This window comes from Variovorax paradoxus B4 (assembly GCF_000463015.1).
In the GTDB taxonomy this organism is placed as follows: Bacteria; Pseudomonadota; Gammaproteobacteria; order Burkholderiales; family Burkholderiaceae_C; genus Variovorax; species Variovorax paradoxus_E.
In genome coordinates, this window is sequence record NC_022247.1 from 2,829,262 (window position 1) to 2,846,037 (window position 16,776).

The window sequence follows — 16,776 nt, forward strand, 5'->3', positions numbered from 1 at the left end:
CGCTGTGATGACTATTGCCGGGGCATCAGTTCGTAGAAGTCGAACCCGTTGCTGCGCCCGCCAAGGCACACTGCCAGGGTGTCTTCGATCTTTCGCCATTGCGCGAGCCGGTTGCGCCACTTGCGCACGCTGTGGCCTTCGTCGGGAAAGCTCATGTACTCGACCGGCCGGCCGAGCTTCTGGAGCGTGGCCACCACATCGTCCGAATCCTGCCGCAGCACGCGCACGTCGTTGGCACCATGAATCACCAGCAACGGCGCGGTGATGCGGTCGATCTGCGAGACGGGCGAGTCCTGCAGCATGCGTGCGCGTTCCTCCGGTTTGTTCACGTCGCCGAAGAAGAGTGCGAAATAGTGGCGGTTGCGCCAGAAGGGCGGCCAGTTCTCGATCGCGCGGGGCCAGTTGGCTACGCCCACCACGTCGATGCCGCACCGGTAGTCGTGCGGCTTCTGGATCAGTTGGGCGAGCACCGAGAACCCGCCGAAGCTGCCGCCGAGCACGGCCACGCGCTTGGGGTCGGCCACGCCTTGATCGATGGCCCATTGCACGGCCTCCGCAATGTCGCGCTGAAGCCGGCCGCTGGTTTCGTGCGCGCCCGCCATCATGAAGGCGCGCCCGTAGCCGCCAGAGCCGCGGTAGTTCACGTTGAGGACGGCATAGCCTCGGTTCGCCAGCATCTGAGTGGGTGTAAAGCCCGCAGATTGCCATGAGTCGCGGACCCAGGGGCCGCCGTGGATGTCGACCACCAGTGGCGCGGGCCCCTTTACCCCGAGCGGCCGCACGAGATAGCCATGCACCACGAGACCATCCGACGCCTTGAAGGAGAAGGGTTCCATGGGCGAGAAGAGGTTGGCCGTCGGCTCGCGCGGCGGCGTGAGGCGTGTGAGCTGACCGCTCGCGCGGTCCAGCAGCAGTTCGACGCGTTCGTTCTCGGTGGTCGAGCGCAGCACGATGCGGCGCACATCGTTGGCCATGCTAGCGGGCCGCGTGATGACGGGTTCGGCCTCCAGCCAGCCGCGCTCCCGGGCCGTCTTCTCGGCGCCGGCCACTTCGCTGGCCAGTGCGGTGTCGAGATAGGAGATGCGGGGACGGCTAGGTTCGGAAACATACGCCAGCGGCGCTCCCTGCTGCGGCGGGAACACGCCGTAGTCAAGGTCGACCTCGGCATCTTCCGCGAGCAGCTTCTCCGTGCCGTTGGCGAGATCGACCTCGACCAGCGCAAGCTTGTCGCGTCCCACATTCGTCAATGCCCAGAGCCGCCCAGCGCCGAGATCGACGCGCTGCGGCCAGAAGGAATCGAATGCTCTCACCGTTCTGAAGGCGCGCCAGCTACCGTCGGGCTGGCGCAGTTCCAGAAGCCGGTCGGAGCCGTCCGCGCTTCCGAGCTGCCGCATGCGGCCCGCGAGTTCGCGCCGGGTGTCGATGAACCAGGCCAGCACGCGGCTGTCGGGCTCGCTGCGCGCAATTTCGCGCACGGTGCGCGTGCGGGCATCGCCTTCGAAAAGATCCATGCTGGAGCGGTCCCGCTGATTGTTCGCGAACAGGAAGGTGGCACTGCCCGGCGCGCCCCATCCCAGCATGGCCGAGCGCACGCCCGGCCAGGGCGTGACGGCCCAGGGCCTGGCGCCCGGAGCCTCGGTGTCGAGCACGAAGATCTGCGTGTTCTCGTCGCCCGTGAAGTCCTTGAGGTAGGCCAGGTGGCGGCTGTCGGGCAGCCACATGTAGGTCGGCCCGGACACGAAGGGCCGCGCGAGCGTGCCGATCGCAAAGGTGCGGGTGCTGGGGCTTTTGACCTCGGCTGCATCGGACGTCTTGCGCACGCCAAGTCCCACATCGGTACCGACCGCCTGCACCCATGCAAGCTGTTGTCCATCGGGCGAGAGAACGTGGCCGTTGACCGCATCGATGTTCGCCACGAACCGCCGCATCGGCACGAGAGGCGGGAGCGTGTTGTCCTGCCGCGCCGACACCAGTGCGGGGTGCGTGGGGCCGGTGGCGCAGCCGGCAAGCAGTGCCGCGGCGCTGCACTTGGCTGCAAGAGCGGCGTACCAACCGCTGGGGGTCCTGATGTTTCTCATGTTTTTTCGTCCCTCGTGAATGTTCTGGCGTGCGGCTTTGTCCGCGCCTGGATTCTGCGGGCGGTAACCTTTGGCTATGCCAAAGGTTCGGTCGCGCACAATGGCCGGGTGCACATCCTGCTGATCGAAGATGACCTTGAACTTGGCCGCGCCCTGCAGGCCGCGCTCAAGGTCGACGGCTTGAGCAGCGAATGGCGCCGGCGGGCGGCGGATGCGCCACGCGAGCTGGACGGGAGCGCATTCGACTGCGTGCTGCTCGACCTGTCGCTGCCCGACGGCAATGGCCTTGAGCTGCTCGCGCGCTGGCGGCGCGAGGGCAGCAGCCTCCCGGTCATCGTGATCACCGCCCGATCGGCGGTGGAAGACAGGCTGGCCGGGCTCGACGGAGGCGCCGACGATTTCGTGATCAAGCCCTTCGCCACCGCCGAGCTGATTTCGCGCATTCGCGCCGTGCTGCGCCGCTCGGCGCGGCAGGCCAGCGAGGTGTGGACCCTGGGCACGCTGTCCATCGAACCGCGCCGACACGTGGCGTCGCTGAACGGCGAGCCGCTGGAACTGTCGCCGCGCGAATTCCGGCTGCTGCTCGAACTGGCGCGCGAGCCGGGCGCGGTGGTTGCCAAGGGTGTGCTCGCGCAAAAGCTGGAGCCCCTGGGCGATCCGGTGGATTTCGCCGCGGTGGAGGTGCATGTGTCCAACCTGCGGCGCAAGATCGGCGGTGCCATGGTGCACACCGTGCGCGGCGTGGGCTACATGCTCGTGTCATGAGCAGGCTGTGGCACCCCTCGCTCGTGCAGCGTGTGTTTCTTGCGGTGCTGCTGGCCTTCGTCTTCGTGCTGCTGGCATTGCAGGTGTACATGTATATCAACTTCCGGCAGTCGTTGACCGTCGACCAGGGGTTGAGCCGGCTCGGCAGGTCGTTGACGCAAGCGATCTCGCAGCTCGATGACGAAGCGCGCGTGCGCGCCGTGATCGCCTCGGCCGAAACGATCTACAAGAGCATGCGGATCAGCGGCAACCCGGCGGGGACGCTCCGGTTCCAGCTGTCGGACCGCGGGGGAAAGCTGATTCATTCGTCGCCGGAACTGCGCAGCGAGATCCTGGCGGGGCCGTTGCGAAAGGTGGCAACGCAGCACATCGATGGCGAGCCGTACTGGGTGTACCAGGACGAAACGCTGCGCTGGTCGCTGCGCATTGCAGAGCCCGAGCGCACGTTCGTCAAGGTGCTGCCCAACAACACGCGCAGCGTGCTGCCCTACCTGCTGCTCGCCTTTCCTATCGTGCTGCTGCCGGTCTGGTTTGCGGTGAAGCACGGATTGCGGCCGTTGCGCCGCCTGGCCGACGGCATCGGGCATCGAAAGGCATCCGACCTTTCGCCGCTTGGCGTCGATCCGCCCTATGCGGAACTCAGGCCGCTGACGTCCGCAATCGAGCGCATGCTGCAGCAGTTGCGCGACAAGGTAGCGCGCGAGCGCGCGTTCGTGCACGACGCCGCGCACGAACTGCGAACGCCGATGGCGGTCATCGCGGCGCAGGCGCATGCGCTGGCGGGCGCGGACAACAGCGAGAGCCGCGGCCGCGCGCAGGCTCATCTGGAGCAGGCGATTGCGCGGGCCTCGCACTTGACGCAGCAGCTGCTCGATCTTGCGCTGCTGGACGATGCCCAGCCCGCGGTGCCGAAGCACGTCGACGTTGCGCAGCTGGCCCGCGAGATCCTCGCGCAGGCAGCGCCGCGGGCCATGGCGCGCGGCGTCGAGTTGACATTCGATGCGCCGGACAACCTGAACGTGCCGATCGACGTGCCGGCGTTCCAGTCGATATTGGAGAACCTGCTCAACAACGCGGTTCAGTATGTGCATGGCGGTGCGCAGGTGACCGTGACGCTTCGCACCGAAGACCCGGCAGGCTTGGTGCTCACGGTGGCCGACGACGGTCCCGGTATTCCGGCGGCGGAGCATGAACAGGTGTTCGAGCGCTTCTATCGCGGATCGGGACACGAAGCGAGCGGTTCGGGCCTGGGCCTTGCCATCGTCAGGCAGGCTGCCGGCCGCATGGGGGGCAGGGTGGAAGTGACCGAGGGCCTTTTGAACCAGGGCGTGGGGTTCCGCGTCGTACTGCACGGCGAGCCCGAAGGGTTGACAAGCACCTCGCATCGCCTGGATACTGAACCTTCAGGTTCATTATCAAAGACTCAGGAGATTTCCATGCAGAAGATCGTTCCCTGCCTCTGGTTCGACGGCAATGGCGAAGACGCGCTCAAGTTCTACAGTTCGATTTTTCCTAACTCGCGCGTCACCGACAGGCTGTTCTGGGGCGACACCAATCCGAGCCTCAAGGGGTCGCTGCTGACCGCCACCTTCGAGCTCGACGGGCAAGCGTTCATGGTGCTCAACGGCGGGCCGGAGTACAAGTTCACGCCGGCGATCTCGATGCTCGTGCAGTGCGAGACACAGGCCGAAGTGGACCACTACTGGGACAGGCTGCTCGAGGGCGGCGGCCAGCCGGTGCAGTGCGGCTGGCTCACCGACCGCTACGGCGTGTCGTGGCAGGTCGCGCCCATGGCGATGATCCGGATGTTCCAGGACAAGGACCCGGCCAAGGCCGCGCGCGCGATGCGGGCGATGATGAAAATGGTCAAGCTCGACCTCGCTGCGGCGCAGAAGGCCTTCGACGGCGAGTGATGTGCCGCGCCGGCTACACCAGCCGCCGGATCGCCTTCTTGCGCCACACCAGCCGGTAGTAGGCCGTCTGCAGCAGCAGCATCGCGCCGAAGGTCACGGGGTAGGCCCACCAGATGCCGTTGAGCCCGATGCGGTGGCTCATGAACCAGGCCACGGGCACCTCGATGCCAATCAGGCAGAGGATGGAGATGGCCGTGGGTACCAGCACCGAGCCGCTGGCCCGCATGATCCCCGAGATGGCCGAGGCCATGCCGAAGATCACCAGGCTCCACAGCATGATGTGCAGCAGCGTCTGCGCGATCTCGATCACCGGCGCGCTGGTGATGAAGAAGCCCATGAGGTGGCGCGAGAACAGGTAGCCCAGCAGCACCAGCCCGCCCGTGAGCACCAGGTTCATCAGCAGCGCGGTCCTGGCGATGGCGCCCAGCCGGTCGGCGCGGCCCGCGCCGATGGCCTGCGCGCCAAGAATGGACGCCGTGATGGCGATCGAGATGGCCGGGAACTGCACATAGGCCACCACCTGGTTCACCGCGCCATAGGCGGCGGTGGCGCTGGAGCCATAGCTGTTGACCAGCGAGAGCAGCGCCACCTCGGCCAATGCCACCACGATCATCTGCACGCCCGTGGGCACGCCCACCTTGAGCACGGCCTTCAGCAGCTTGGGGTCGATGCGCAGGTGGCGGATAAATTCCGCATCGGGCGCCAGCGGGCTGCCGCGGCGGCGCAGGCGCCAGCCCAGCCACAGCGTGGCGACCACGAAGGCCAGCACCGAAGCCCAGGCGCCGCTTGCGACGCCGAGTTGCGGCAGGCCGCCCCAGCCGCGGATGAGCGCGGGCGTGACCACGAGGCCGGTTCCGGTGGAGATCAGCAGCGTGAGCAGGGGAGTGACCGTGTCGCCGACACCGCGCAGCATGGCGGTGGAGAGCAGGAACACGAACAGCCCCGGCATTGCGATCAGCATGATGCGCGCATAGCGCGTGGAGTCGGCCAGCACGTCGGGCGGCGTGCCCAGGAAGGCCAGCAGCGGCGCTGTGAAGGCGCCGCCGAACACGGCCACCGCCAGCCCGAGCAGGATGCCGACCGACAGCGCGGTGCCCGCGATGGCCTTGGCCTTGGCGGCGTCGCGCGCGCCCCAGGCCTGGCCGATCAGCACCGAGGCGCCGGCGCCCAGGCCGATGACGAAGGCGATGAAGAAGAACATCACCGGGAAGAAGCTCGACACGGCCGCCAGCGCGCCGACGCCGATCATCTGGCCGATGTAGATGTTGTTGATGGTGCCGGACATCGACTGCAGGATGTTGCTGAGCAACATCGGCGCAAGGAAGAACAGGAAGGTCTTCCACAGCGTGCGCGGTGCGCCCACCGGCGCCACCGGCGTGCCGCGCAGGCCGCTCGGGTCGGCGCTGGCTTCGGCGGTGCTTGTGGTCGGCGTCGCGCTCATGCGGCGCTCCAGCCGGCGGCGGAAAGCCGCTGCAGATGCGCCTTGATGTCTTCGGGCCAGGCCGCGACGAGTTCATCGAAGCGCTCGCGCTCGCCGGCGAACAGCGCGCGGGTGGCTTCCTCGAAGCCGGGCAGGGCGCCGGCGATCGCGGTCATGAAGCGGTAGGCCGCTTCGCGCGATGCGCGCACGGCGTCGCGGTCGGCGTTGACGCGGCTCGCTTCCTGGACCAGCCGCCGCAGTGCGACCGAGGCGCCGCCGGGCTGGCGGTTGAGCCAGTCCCAGTGGCGCGGCAGCAGGGTGACTTCGCGCGCGACCACGCCGAGCCTGGGGCGGCCCACGCCGCGCGGGGTTTCCTCGGAGGTCTCGGCGCTGGCCGCATGCGCCACGATACCGGCCCGGTTGTGCACGTCGAAGTCGAGCAGTTCACCAGTCTGTTCGTTGAACACGAGATAGGGCGTGTCGTCCTTGCGCACGCGCAATTGTGCGAGCACGTCGGCGGTGCTTCCCTGGGCGATGCACTTGAGGGCGGCAAAAACTATCAGGTTGCCGGGTGGCGTGTCGGATGGCATGTCGGATTTCTTTGTTCTTCGGAGGGCGGTCGAAACGGGTGCGTAATCTACCCGTTGAACCGCTCAGTCGTACGGCGTGTCGTCGTGGCAAAGCGCAAGGAGCGCAACGTTGATTTGCGGCAGGCTTTGCGGAGCCAGCGATTTCACCGCATTGGCGCAGATTGCTTCGGCGGTCGTGACGGCAGCTTGCATCAGTTTTCTGCCGCCGGGGCGAATGGCTGCGTGGCGGCCGTCCCCATTCGCGCCGGCCGTGCGTTCGGCCAGTCCCGATTTTTCGAGCAGGACCATTTTGCGAATCAACGCCGAGACCGGCAACCCCAGGGATCGCGCAAGCTCGGCCGCCGGCATGCTGCCGCCTTCGGCGCTCAGCAGCCGATGAAGCAGCGTGAAGTCTTCGTAGTTCAGGCCATGGAAGGCGCCCAGTTCCTCCTGGAGCTTCAGGTTCAGGCTGGCGTGGACACGGCCGATGGTGAGGCACAAGTTCAGCGGATCGATGCTCATGGCGCGTCGTAGCCCCGGTCGCCGTGGCACTGAAGCTCCTCGCGCCAGAGCACAAGAAGTTTTTCGAGTTCCGCGGCGCGGTCGAAGGCCGGGTCGTCGCGCTCCTTGACGCGGTCGATCACCTCGAAGCTGAAGTCCGCCGCACCGTGCGCGGCCCAGTCGCGCACCAGCGCCTTGTTGCGGTGCGAGCGCAAGCCGAGTTCGAAGCGGGCGCGGTTCATCGCTCCCTCCACATCGAGACTGCCGGCCAAGTAGAGGCGGCCGCTGAGCGTATTGCGGATGGCGAAGACGCCCGCGGGGCGGACCGTTTCCTTGTATTTCCTGGCGAGGGCGCGCCTCGCCTCCTGGGGCATGTTCATGCGCCATATATTACCCGGGCAAAACTAAAAACACAATATACCCGGGTAAAAATAAGCACTCACCCCTCGCGCAATCGCCGCCATCCGCGTGCGAGCCGGCGGTTCAGGGCCCGCACCACGCGCCATGGCCGGCTCTCGCGGACCAGCGTCAGCACCTGGTCCTTCCAGGCTTTCCAGCGCGGATACCAGCGGGCGAACAGCGGAATGCGCATGAGCGCGGGTTCGACCAGCTGGAAGATGCGCGCGACGAAGGCGGTACCGATCAGCTTGGCGGCGACCAGCACTGTCACGCCGCTTGCGGCATGGCCGCGGCCGAACAGGAAGAGCGCGAGCACCTTGACCGGCAGCAGCATGAGCACCGGCAGCAGGAAGGCCAGCAGTGCACCCCACGGCGGCAGTTCGCGCAGCCGGTCTTCGAGCCGCGCCCAGAGCGGCAGCCGGGCCAGGCGGCGCACCAGCGCGGCGAGCGGCTCCCAGCCCCATTCCTCGAACAGCAAGATGGGCACGAGCAGCGCCGCAGCAAGGGCGCGCAGGAAGCGGATGAAGAAGCGCATGGCCACGGCATTGTGACCGCGGGCCGATGGGCGCTGGCTCAGGCCTGGTCGGCCAGCGTCTTGTGCACGCCCAGTTCGCGCAGCGCACGCAGCTGCGTGGCCACGGCCGAGACGAAGTGCGCATTGCTTCCGAGGTCGTTGCCGAACACCGGCGCGAAAGCCGCGAACACGGCTACGCGCGCTTCGTCGGCGTGCGCCGGTTCGGCCGCGGCTGCCGCGCGTTCGGCCCCCGTGCAGCGTTCGGCCAGCGCATCGGCGAGCGGGTCCTGGATCTCGTGGCGGCGGCCCAGTTCGTCGACGCCGCGCAGGTAGTGCAGCCAGGCCGCGACGGCCAGAGCGAGGCGGTCGATCGAAGCGCCCGCGGCCAGGCGGTCGCGCACCGTGCCCAGCAGACGCTGCGGCAGCTTCTGCGAACCGTCCATTGCGATCTGCGCGGTGCGGTGCGCGAGCGCCGGGTTGGCGAAGCGCTCGAGCAGGCGCCAACGGTACGCATCGAGGTCCAGGCCGGGCAGCGCCGGCAGCGTGGGTGCGATCTCCTCGCGCATCAGGCGGTCGAGGTAGCGGTGCAGGGCGGGCGTGGCGACGGCGCGATCCACGGTGTCGAGGCCGGCCATGGCGCCCAGGTACGCAAGCGCCGAGTGCGCGCCGTTGACCATGCGCAGCTTCAGCGTCTCGAAGGGGCGCGCGTCGGGCACGAAGCGCGCGCCGCCCGCATCCCAGGCCGGGCGGCCGGCGGCGAAGTCATCCTCCACCACCCATTCGAGAAAGCGTTCGCCGACCACCGGCCAGGCGTCCTCCAGCCCGAGCGCGGCGTTGACCTGTGCGCGGTCGGCGTCGGTGGTGCGCGGCACGATGCGGTCCACCATCGAGCAGGGGAAGCTGCAGTGCTCGGCAATCCAGCGTGCCAACTGCGGATCGACGCGCTGCGCGAAGTCCAGCACGAGGCCGCGCAGCAGGTGCCCGTTGGATGGCAGGTTGTCGAGCGACAGCAGCGTCACCGGCGCGAGGCCGCGCAGCTGTCGCAGGCGCAGGCCCGAAACCAGGAAACCGAGCGTGCCGCGCGGCGCATCGGGGCGCGCGAGGTCGTGCAGCACGTCGGGATGCTCGGCGCGCAGCGCACCGGTGGCCGGGTCGTGGCAGTAGCCTTTTTCAGTGACGGTGAGGCTGACGATGCGGGTGGCGGGATGGGCGATGCGCGCGAGCACCGCCGCCGGATCCTCGGGCGCGACCTGCACGCCGAGCAGGCAGCCGATGACCTGCAGCGACGCGCGCGGCATGCCGGTGTCGTCCACGTCGCGCAGTGCGAGCGTGTAGAGACCGTCCTGCGGCGCGAGCGCATCGCGCGTTTCGGCGCTGCGCAGCGACACGCCGGCGATGCCCCAGCGCAGGTCGCCGCTCGCATGCAATGCCGCTTCGTTGACGGCGGCCAGGTGCCCGCGCTGGAACGCGCCGACACCCAGGTGGACGATGCCGGCCTCGAGTGCGGCGCGGTCGTAGGCAGGGCGCGCGACCGCGGGTGGCAGCGCGGCCAGCGTCTCGGCATTCAGCCTGGACATGACGCTCACCAGTTCCACAGCGTGCCGTCGTGCTGCTGGCGGTTCACCGGCAGGTAGGCGCGCTTGTAGGGGTACCTCGCGGCCAGCGCCTCGTCGATCTCCACGCCGTGGCCGGGCACGTCGCCGGGGTAGAGCATGCCCTGGTCGAAGGTGTAGGCGTGCGGGAACACGGCGTCAGTTTCCTCGGTGTGGCGCATGTACTCCTGGATGCCGAAGTTCGGCACCCACAGGTCGAAGTGCAGCGCTGCACCCATGCACACCGGCGACAGATCGGTGGCGCCGTGGCAGCCGGTGCGCACCTGGTAGAGCGAGGCCAGGTCGGCGATGCGGCGCAGGTGCGTGATGCCGCCGGCATGGACCACGGTGGCGCGCACGTAGTCGATCAGCTGGTTCTCGATCAGCTCCTTGCAGTCCCAGATGGAGTTGAAGATCTCGCCCACCGCCAGCGGCGTGGTGGTGTGCTGGCGAATCAGGCGGAAGGCTTCCTGGTTCTCGGCCGGCGTCGCGTCCTCCATCCAGAAAAGGTTGAAGGGCTCCAGCGCCTTGCCCAGGCGTCCCGCCTCGATCGGCGTCAGGCGGTGGTGCACGTCATGCAGCAGGTGGTGCTCGAAGCCGAGCTTCTCGCGGATGCGCTCGAACAGCTTGGGCGTGTGGCGCAGGTACTTCTCGGTGGACCAGTCGTGCTCGGAGGGCAGGTCGGCATCGGCCGGTTCGTAGAACAGCGTGCCCTTGCCGACGCCGTAGACCTTCTCCAGGCCCGGCACGCCGCTTTGCGCGCGGATGGCTTTGTAGCCGGCGTCCGCATAGCGCAGCACCTCGTCCACCGTGTGCTCGATGTCGCTGCCGTTGGCATGGCCGTAGACCATCACGCCGGTGCGGCTCTTGCCGCCCAGCAGCTGGTACAGCGGCAGGCCGGCCGCCTTGGCCTTGATGTCCCACAGGGCTGTGTCGACCGCGGCGATGGCGGTCATGGTGACCGGGCCGCGGCGCCAGTAGGCGCCCTTGTAGAGGTACTGCCAGATGTCCTCGATCTGGTGCGCATCGCGGCCGATCAGGCAGGGGATGACGTGCTCGGTGAGGTAGGCGGCCACGGAGAGTTCGCGCCCGTTGAGCGTGGCGTCGCCGATGCCGGTCAGGCCTTCGTCGGTTTCGATCTTGAGGGTGACGAAGTTGCGGCCGGGGCTGCAGACGATGACGCGGGCGTTGGTTATTTTCATGATGGAAGCGAGAAAGATGGCGGCGGCATTCGTTGGTTCGTTCGTCAGCCGTTCCAGCCGAGGTGGCCGAGGAAGTCGCGGGTGCGTTCCACGGTGGGTTGCTCGAAGATCTGCGCCGGCGGGCCCTGTTCGATGATGGCGCCGGACTCGAACACCACCACCCAGTCGGCCACGCGCCGCGCAAAGCCCATTTCATGCGTGACCACGATCATCGTCATGCCCTCCTGCGCGAGCTTCTGCATCACGCTGAGCACTTCGCCCACCGTCTCGGGGTCGAGCGCGGAGGTGGGTTCGTCGAACAGCATCACCTCCGGCTCCATGGCCAGGGCGCGCGCGATCGCCACGCGCTGCTGCTGGCCGCCCGAGAGGTTGGCCGGGAAGCTGCCGGCCTTGGCCGACAGGCCGACCTTCTCCAGCAGCGCCATGGCGCGCGCCTTGGCCTCGGCCTCGCGCATGCCCAGCACGGTGATGGGGCCCATGGCCACGTTGTCGAGCGCGGACTTGTGCGGAAACAGCTCGAAGCTCTGGAACACCATGCCCATGCGCTGGCGCACCTTGCGCACCGCCGACTCCTGCACGGGCAGCGGCACGCCGTCGATCAGCACACGCCCGCCGTTGATCGTCTCCAGCGCATTGGTACAGCGCAGCAGGGTCGACTTGCCCGAACCGGAAGGGCCGATCAGGCACATCACCTCGCCCTTGTGGACTTGCAGCGAGACGCCATTGAGCGCCACGAAGTCGCCATAGAGCTTGCGCACCTCTTCGTAGACCAGCACCGGCGGCTGGTCGGCGTTCTTGCGCGCGGGGGCGCGGGCGATGTCGTTGTTCATTCCTTGACTCCATATTTGCGGTGGATCCAGTCCACCAGCTTGGCTTGCGGGTAGCCCATCAGCCAGTAGAGGACGGCCATGGCGGTGAGCATCTCCAGCACGCGGAAGGTCTGCGCGCGGATCTGCATCGCCGAATAGGCCAGTTCGCTCACGGCGATGACGGACACCAGCGAGGTGTCCTTGAAGAGCGAGACCCAGGTGCTCGCGATCACGGGCAGGATGCGGCGCCCCGCCTGCGGGATGACCACCTTGAACATGGCCTGGCGGCGCGACATGCCCATGGCGAGCGCCGCCTCCAGTTGCCCCTTGCGGATGGAGTTGATGCCGGCGCGGAAGGTCTCGGCGTTGTAGGCCGAGATGTTGAGCACCAGGGCCACCAGTGCGGTGACGAGCGGGGAGAGCTGGAACTCGACCGCCATCGGCATCACGTAGAAGACCCAGTAGATCACCAGGATCAGCGGCAGGTTGCGGAAGAACTCCACGAAGGCGAGCGAGGCGGACTGCAGCAGCCTGTTCGACGACAGCCGCATCAGCGCCAGCATGATGCCGCCCGGCACGGCCAGCAGCATGGTCAGCACCGTCAGCCCCACGGTGAGCGCCGCGCCTTCGAGCAAGGCCTGGCGGTGCGTCCAGATCACGGACCAGTCGAAAGTCATGGGGTGGCCCTCTTCATCATGAACGCCCCAGGTGCGCGACGCGGTGGTACAGCCTGTCGATGCCGCGCGTGACCGGGAACAGGATCGCGAAGTACGCCACCATCACCGCGGTGAACACTTCCACCGGCCGGTAGCTCTGGCCTGCGACGGTCTCGGCGCGATGCATCAGCTCGGGCACGGCAATCACCGTGGCAATGGCGGTGTCCTTGATGGCGATGGTGAGGATCGAGCCGAAGGCCGGCAGCATGCGGATGGTGGCCTGCGGCAGCAGCACCTTGCGCAGCAGCTGTGCGCGCGACATGCCCAGCGCCAATGCGGCGCGCGTCTGGCCCGGCCGGATGGACTCGATGCCCGCGCGGATCACCTCGGCCGCATAGGCCGCGATGTGCAGCGTCAGCGCGATCACCGCGGCCCAGAACGGCGCGAAGGTGAAGCCCACGAACAGCGGGAACGCAAAGTACATCCACACCAGCACCACCAGCACCGGAATGGCGCGCATGGAGTCGATGTAGAACACGAGCAGCGGGCGCAGCCAGCCGGGGCCATACAGCCGCAGCAGCGCGATCGCCAGGCCCGCGAGGATGCTGGTGACCGCGCTGATGAGGCTGAGCGCGACCGTGACGCCCAGGCCGCCGGCGAAGAAGCGCCAGTTGTCGGCAATCGGGGAAAAGTCGAATTCCATGGAAGCTCCGCGAGAGAGGGAAGGGCGGCAGGATCGGGCGATCCCGTCAGAACGTGACGAGCACCTTCATCGCGCGATGACGATCCGCCGCCAGCGCGAAGGCGTCGTGCACGCGCGCCACCGGCACCGCCTCGGTCAGGAGCGGCGACACGTCGAGCACGCCGCGGCTCAGGTAGTCCACCGCCCAGGCGTATTCGTCGACGAAGCGGAAGCTGCCGACGAGGTGCAGGCTCTTGACCATGACCTGGTTGAACGGGCAGCCCTCGCTGTTGCCGCCGAGCGTGCCCACTTGCACGATGGTGCCGCGCGGGCGCGTCGACCGGATGCAGTTGGCCAGGCCGTCATAGTGGCCCGAGACCTCGAAGCTCGCATCGACCTGGCCCTTGTCCGCGGCCAGCGCCTGCAGCGCATCGGGCTCCCTGGCCGCGTTGATGGTGCGCGTCGCGCCGACGCGGGTGCAGGCCGCGAGCGTCTCGTCCACGATGTCCACCGCGATCAGCTGGCTGGCACCCGCGAGCTTCGCGGCCATGAGGATCAGCGCGCCGATCGGGCCGGCGCCCACCACCATCACCGTCTTGCCGAGCAGCGAGCCGGCCTCCTGCACCGCATGCAGCGCCACGGCCAGCGGCTCGCCGAAGGCGGCCAGTTCGAACGACAGCGTGTCAGGCACGGCGAGGCACTGCGTGGCTTCGACCACCACCTGCTCGCGCATCGCGCCCTGCATGTGGGGCCAGCGGCTGGCGCTGCCGAAGAAGTGCACGTTCTCGCAGTGGTTGGAGGTGCCCGCGCGGCAGAAGCGGCAGACACCGCAGGTGCGCGAGGGATTGATGGCGACGCGGTCGCCCGGCTTCACCGAGCTGACCTGCGCGCCCACTTCCACGACCTGGCCCGAGGCCTCGTGCCCCGGCGTCAGCGGTGCGCGGATCACGAAGTCGCCGACGCGGCCGTGGCGGTAGTAGTGCAGGTCGGAGCCGCAGATGCCCACCGCCTTGACGGCCACGCGCACCTGGGTGGGCGCGAGCGGTTCGGCGGGGCGTTCGGCAAGGCGCAGGTCGAGCGCGCCGTGGATTTCGCAGTTCAGCATGGCGTCACTTCAGGTTCTGCGTCATGCGGCGCTCTTCTTCGCTCAGCGCGGGCTGCATGCGCTGGGCCACGGCGCGCAGCCAGTCGAGGTACACCTGCTGGTCCTTCGCCACGCCCATGCCGGTCTGGATCTGGAAGATCTTGCTGTCCTGGCAGTCCTTCTCCTTGGGGAACACGGCCAGGCCCTTGACCTTCTTGCTGATGTTGGGCCACAGCATGCGGTTGAGTGGCGCCACGTCCGAGCGGCCGGCCATCACCTCTTCGATCGGCGCGACCGAACCGGAGTTGGCGACGCCACGCAGCTTGGCCTTGGAGAACTGCTGGCGCACCAGCGGCTCCTCCCCGGCGCCCGAGAAATACGCCATGGTGATCTCGGGCTTGTTGAAGTCTTCCAGGGTGCGCGCGCTGGTGAACTTCGGGTTGTCGGCGCGGCCGAACATGCACACGCCGGTGCTGGAGAAGGTAACGAAGTCGATGATCTTGGCGCGCTCGGCAGTCTCGTTCAGCGGCCCGATCATGATGTCCATCTGGTTGGCCGTGAGCGACGGCACCTTGGTCTCATGGCTCACCGCCACGGGCTCCACCTTCACGCCCAGCAGCTTGGCGAATTCCTTGCCCAGCGTCCACGACGGGCCGGACCATGGCTCGCCGTCGCCGGCGGTGTTCTGCGCCAGCCAGGGCGGGTTGTTGACCACGCCCACGCGCAGCACGCCGGCCTTGCGGATGGCGTCGATGCGCGGGCTCGCGCCGGGTGGCGGCGGGGTCTGGGCCAGGGCGCCGAGGCAGGTGCCGGCCAGGGCGGCTGCGAGTGCTGCACGGGCCAGCCTGCGGCCGAGGAAAGTGCGGGGGATGTGTGGCATGAAGGTCTCCGGTTTTTCTGTTGACTGAACGATGTGTGACTTGCCTATTTCAGTGCGCCGATCACGCGGGCCTCGTCAGCGTCGAGCTGCGCCTTGCGGGCCTTGGCGACCTGGCGCAGCCATTCGAGGTAGGCGGGCTGGTTCTTGTCGACGGCCAGGCCGACCGGCGAGGCTTTCTCGGTGCTGCCCTGGCAGTTGTTTTCCTTCGGCAGCACCGCGAGGCCCTTGACCTTGTGCTGCAGCCCGACCCACGGCACGCGGTTGATCGGTGCCGCATCGGCGCGGCGCGCCATGATTTCTTCCACCGGCGCGGTGGCGCCGGAGCTGGCCACCGCACGCAGCATGGCCTTGGGAAAGCGCTCCTTGACCCAGCCTTCCTCGGCGCCGCCGGTGAAGTAGGCAATCGTCACCTCGGGCCGGTTGAGGTCGTCGACCGAGGCAGCCTTCGCCAGCTTGGCGTTGTCGGCACGGCCGAACATGCACACGCTGGTGGCGGAGTAGACGACGAAGTCCACCACCTTCAGCCGCTCGGGCGTCTCGCCCAGCGGGCTGATCGTCATGTCGACCTGGTTCGATGCCAGCACCGGCACCTTGGTCTCGTGCGACACCGGCACCGTGCTGAGCTTGACGCCGAGCAGGCGGGCGTACTCCTTGGCCAGCAGCCAGGCCGGACCGCTCCAGGGATCGCCGTTGCCGGTGGTGTTCTCGATCAGCCAGGGCGCGTTCTGCAGCACGCCGACGCGCAGCTCGCCGGCCTTGCGGATGGCATCGATGCGCGGGCTCGCGCCGGGCGCGGGCGGCTCCTGTGCATGGACGGCGCCGAAGCTGCCGGCAAGCAGCAATGCGCCAAGGCAATGGGCGAGGTTGGGCTTCATGGTTCGTGTCTCCGTCTTTTTTGAAAGGGTCAAGCGCGCCGAGGCAGCCGCGCGCGGGGGCAGGGTGCGCCTAGCGCCAGCTCTGGGCGAATTCGCCGATCACGCGTTCCAGGTGCGCCCGCATGGCCAGCCGCGCGGCATCGGCATCGCCCGAAACGATCGCGGCGAAGATGCGCTGGTGGTCGTCCTGCGACTGGAGGCGCAGTGCGGGCGAATGGAAGTGCTGCTCGATCTGGGTCCAGATCGGGCCCTTGGCTTGGTCCCAGAGGTTCGTCACCGTCTGCAGCAGCACGCTGTTGCCGGTGGATTCGGCAATGTGCAGGTGGTACATGCGGTCGGCCGCCTCGTTGGCTTCCTTGTCGTGCATCTGCTCGCGCATGGTGGCGAGCGCGCCGAACATCTTGTCGAGGTCGGCGTCCTTGCGCGTGGTGGCCGCCAGCGAGGCGATCTCGGACTCGATCAGGCAGCGCGCGCGCAGCAGCTCGAAGGGGCCGGCGCCGGTTTCCTGGGCCATCGGCAGCTGCGTGGGCGCGTCCTGCGGCTGGCAGATGTAGATGCCCGAGCCACCGCGCACCTCGACCACGCCCTGCAGCTCCAGCGCAATGATGGCCTCGCGCACCGAGGTGCGGCTGACGTCGAAGCGCTCCGCCAGCGCCCTTTCGGATGGCAGCCGATGGCCGACCAAAAACTCACCCTGTTTGACCAATTCATGAATATTGGCAGCCAGGCGCTGGTACGGCTTCTCCGCCGGAGGTTGGCCGATTTTCGACATCGCTGCGGAGGAGGGAGGGATGAGCTTGAGTGCCATGGTGGATCAAAGTGGTTAGACCACATTCT

At 67.9% G+C, this 16,776-nt stretch carries 17 protein-coding genes and 1 pseudogene; 3 read left to right on the top strand and 15 right to left on the bottom strand.

What is annotated here, in order from left to right:
- Nucleotides 1-11: 11 nt before the first annotated feature.
- A complete protein-coding gene (locus VAPA_RS13105) occupies nucleotides 12-2,078 on the bottom strand; it encodes a S9 family peptidase (RefSeq protein ID WP_021007256.1) in 2,067 nt (688 codons plus the stop codon).
- Nucleotides 2,079-2,186: 108 nt separating this feature from the next.
- Here VAPA_RS13105 and VAPA_RS13110 point away from each other — a divergent pair, with 108 nt between their 5' ends.
- From VAPA_RS13110 to VAPA_RS13120, 3 genes and pseudogenes are all read left to right on the top strand, one after another.
- Nucleotides 2,187-2,843, top strand: coding sequence for a response regulator (locus tag VAPA_RS13110; RefSeq protein ID WP_021007257.1), 657 nt, complete (start codon nucleotides 2,187-2,189; stop codon nucleotides 2,841-2,843).
- 668 nt (nucleotides 2,844-3,511) lie between these two features.
- Nucleotides 3,512-4,180, top strand: a pseudogene (locus tag VAPA_RS35160) (sensor histidine kinase); the annotation flags it as partial.
- 99 nt (nucleotides 4,181-4,279) lie between these two features.
- Nucleotides 4,280-4,756: a VOC family protein gene (locus tag VAPA_RS13120; RefSeq protein ID WP_041946442.1), complete on the top strand. Its 477-nt coding sequence runs from the start codon at nucleotides 4,280-4,282 to the stop codon at nucleotides 4,754-4,756.
- Nucleotides 4,757-4,769: 13 nt separating this feature from the next.
- Here the strand turns inward: VAPA_RS13120 and VAPA_RS13125 are convergent, their stop codons facing one another.
- The 14 genes from VAPA_RS13125 to VAPA_RS13190 all read right to left on the bottom strand — a co-directional run bounded on the left by VAPA_RS13125 (nucleotide 4,770) and on the right by VAPA_RS13190 (nucleotide 16,747).
- Entirely contained in the window at nucleotides 4,770-6,197 is a 1,428-nt protein-coding gene (locus VAPA_RS13125; protein WP_021007259.1) for an MATE family efflux transporter, read from the bottom strand.
- A complete protein-coding gene (locus tag VAPA_RS13130; RefSeq protein ID WP_021007260.1) occupies nucleotides 6,194-6,766 on the bottom strand; it encodes a DUF2239 family protein in 573 nt (190 codons plus the stop codon). Before VAPA_RS13130 ends, VAPA_RS13125 begins: the two co-directional genes overlap by 4 nt.
- A 63-nt stretch (nucleotides 6,767-6,829) precedes the next feature.
- The gene (locus VAPA_RS13135; protein ID WP_021007261.1) at nucleotides 6,830-7,267 is read right to left on the bottom strand and encodes a MarR family winged helix-turn-helix transcriptional regulator; all 438 of its coding nucleotides are present in this window, start codon (nucleotides 7,265-7,267) and stop codon (nucleotides 6,830-6,832) included.
- Nucleotides 7,264-7,626 carry a GIY-YIG nuclease family protein gene (locus tag VAPA_RS13140; protein WP_021007262.1) on the bottom strand — a complete coding sequence of 121 codons (363 nt, stop codon included), beginning with the start codon at nucleotides 7,624-7,626 and terminating at the stop codon, nucleotides 7,264-7,266. The genes VAPA_RS13135 and VAPA_RS13140 overlap by 4 nt, the downstream gene beginning before the upstream one ends.
- A 59-nt stretch (nucleotides 7,627-7,685) precedes the next feature.
- Nucleotides 7,686-8,180, bottom strand: coding sequence for a hypothetical protein (locus VAPA_RS13145; protein WP_021007263.1), 495 nt, complete (start codon nucleotides 8,178-8,180; stop codon nucleotides 7,686-7,688).
- Nucleotides 8,181-8,218: 38 nt separating this feature from the next.
- A complete protein-coding gene (locus tag VAPA_RS13150) occupies nucleotides 8,219-9,736 on the bottom strand; it encodes a mannitol dehydrogenase family protein (protein WP_021007264.1) in 1,518 nt (505 codons plus the stop codon).
- Nucleotides 9,737-9,741: 5 nt separating this feature from the next.
- Entirely contained in the window at nucleotides 9,742-10,953 is a 1,212-nt protein-coding gene (manD, locus tag VAPA_RS13155; protein WP_021007265.1) for a D-mannonate dehydratase ManD, read from the bottom strand.
- Nucleotides 10,954-10,997: 44 nt separating this feature from the next.
- Nucleotides 10,998-11,783, bottom strand: coding sequence for an amino acid ABC transporter ATP-binding protein (locus tag VAPA_RS13160; RefSeq protein ID WP_021007266.1), 786 nt, complete (start codon nucleotides 11,781-11,783; stop codon nucleotides 10,998-11,000).
- Nucleotides 11,780-12,439 carry an amino acid ABC transporter permease gene (locus VAPA_RS13165; protein WP_021007267.1) on the bottom strand — a complete coding sequence of 220 codons (660 nt, stop codon included), beginning with the start codon at nucleotides 12,437-12,439 and terminating at the stop codon, nucleotides 11,780-11,782. Before VAPA_RS13165 ends, VAPA_RS13160 begins: the two co-directional genes overlap by 4 nt.
- Before the next feature lie 16 nt (nucleotides 12,440-12,455).
- Nucleotides 12,456-13,121, bottom strand: coding sequence for an amino acid ABC transporter permease (locus VAPA_RS13170; RefSeq protein WP_021007268.1), 666 nt, complete (start codon nucleotides 13,119-13,121; stop codon nucleotides 12,456-12,458).
- A gap of 46 nt (nucleotides 13,122-13,167) precedes the next feature.
- A complete protein-coding gene (locus tag VAPA_RS13175) occupies nucleotides 13,168-14,205 on the bottom strand; it encodes an L-idonate 5-dehydrogenase (RefSeq protein WP_021007269.1) in 1,038 nt (345 codons plus the stop codon).
- Between the two features lie 4 nt (nucleotides 14,206-14,209).
- A complete protein-coding gene (locus VAPA_RS13180; RefSeq protein WP_021007270.1) occupies nucleotides 14,210-15,064 on the bottom strand; it encodes a transporter substrate-binding domain-containing protein in 855 nt (284 codons plus the stop codon).
- A gap of 44 nt (nucleotides 15,065-15,108) precedes the next feature.
- On the bottom strand, nucleotides 15,109-15,939 hold the full coding sequence (locus VAPA_RS13185; RefSeq protein ID WP_021007271.1) for a substrate-binding periplasmic protein: 831 nt from the start codon (nucleotides 15,937-15,939) through the stop codon (nucleotides 15,109-15,111).
- Between the two features lie 70 nt (nucleotides 15,940-16,009).
- Entirely contained in the window at nucleotides 16,010-16,747 is a 738-nt protein-coding gene (locus VAPA_RS13190) for a FadR/GntR family transcriptional regulator (RefSeq protein ID WP_021007272.1), read from the bottom strand.
- Between the last annotated feature and the right edge of the window lie 29 nt (nucleotides 16,748-16,776).

Bases quoted from the DNA above. Each gene is read 5' to 3' on its own strand.
- VAPA_RS13125 (WP_021007259.1), bottom strand. From the start codon at position 6,197: ATGAGCGCGACGCCGACCACAAGCACCGCCGAAGCCAGCGCCGACCCG.
- VAPA_RS13140 (WP_021007262.1), bottom strand. From the start codon at position 7,626: ATGAACATGCCCCAGGAGGCGAGGCGCGCCCTCGCCAGGAAATACAAG.
- manD (WP_021007265.1), bottom strand. From the start codon at position 10,953: ATGAAAATAACCAACGCCCGCGTCATCGTCTGCAGCCCCGGCCGCAAC.
- VAPA_RS13145 (WP_021007263.1), bottom strand. From the start codon at position 8,180: ATGCGCTTCTTCATCCGCTTCCTGCGCGCCCTTGCTGCGGCGCTGCTC.
- VAPA_RS13190 (WP_021007272.1), bottom strand. From the start codon at position 16,747: ATGGCACTCAAGCTCATCCCTCCCTCCTCCGCAGCGATGTCGAAAATC.
- VAPA_RS13165 (WP_021007267.1), bottom strand. From the start codon at position 12,439: ATGACTTTCGACTGGTCCGTGATCTGGACGCACCGCCAGGCCTTGCTC.
- VAPA_RS13130 (WP_021007260.1), bottom strand. From the start codon at position 6,766: ATGCCATCCGACACGCCACCCGGCAACCTGATAGTTTTTGCCGCCCTC.
- VAPA_RS13160 (WP_021007266.1), bottom strand. From the start codon at position 11,783: ATGAACAACGACATCGCCCGCGCCCCCGCGCGCAAGAACGCCGACCAG.
- VAPA_RS13170 (WP_021007268.1), bottom strand. From the start codon at position 13,121: ATGGAATTCGACTTTTCCCCGATTGCCGACAACTGGCGCTTCTTCGCC.
- VAPA_RS13185 (WP_021007271.1), bottom strand. From the start codon at position 15,939: ATGAAGCCCAACCTCGCCCATTGCCTTGGCGCATTGCTGCTTGCCGGC.
- VAPA_RS13135 (WP_021007261.1), bottom strand. From the start codon at position 7,267: ATGAGCATCGATCCGCTGAACTTGTGCCTCACCATCGGCCGTGTCCAC.
- VAPA_RS13180 (WP_021007270.1), bottom strand. From the start codon at position 15,064: ATGCCACACATCCCCCGCACTTTCCTCGGCCGCAGGCTGGCCCGTGCA.
- VAPA_RS13120 (WP_041946442.1), top strand. From the start codon at position 4,280: ATGCAGAAGATCGTTCCCTGCCTCTGGTTCGACGGCAATGGCGAAGAC.
- VAPA_RS13105 (WP_021007256.1), bottom strand. From the start codon at position 2,078: ATGAGAAACATCAGGACCCCCAGCGGTTGGTACGCCGCTCTTGCAGCC.
- VAPA_RS13150 (WP_021007264.1), bottom strand. From the start codon at position 9,736: ATGTCCAGGCTGAATGCCGAGACGCTGGCCGCGCTGCCACCCGCGGTC.
- VAPA_RS13175 (WP_021007269.1), bottom strand. From the start codon at position 14,205: ATGCTGAACTGCGAAATCCACGGCGCGCTCGACCTGCGCCTTGCCGAA.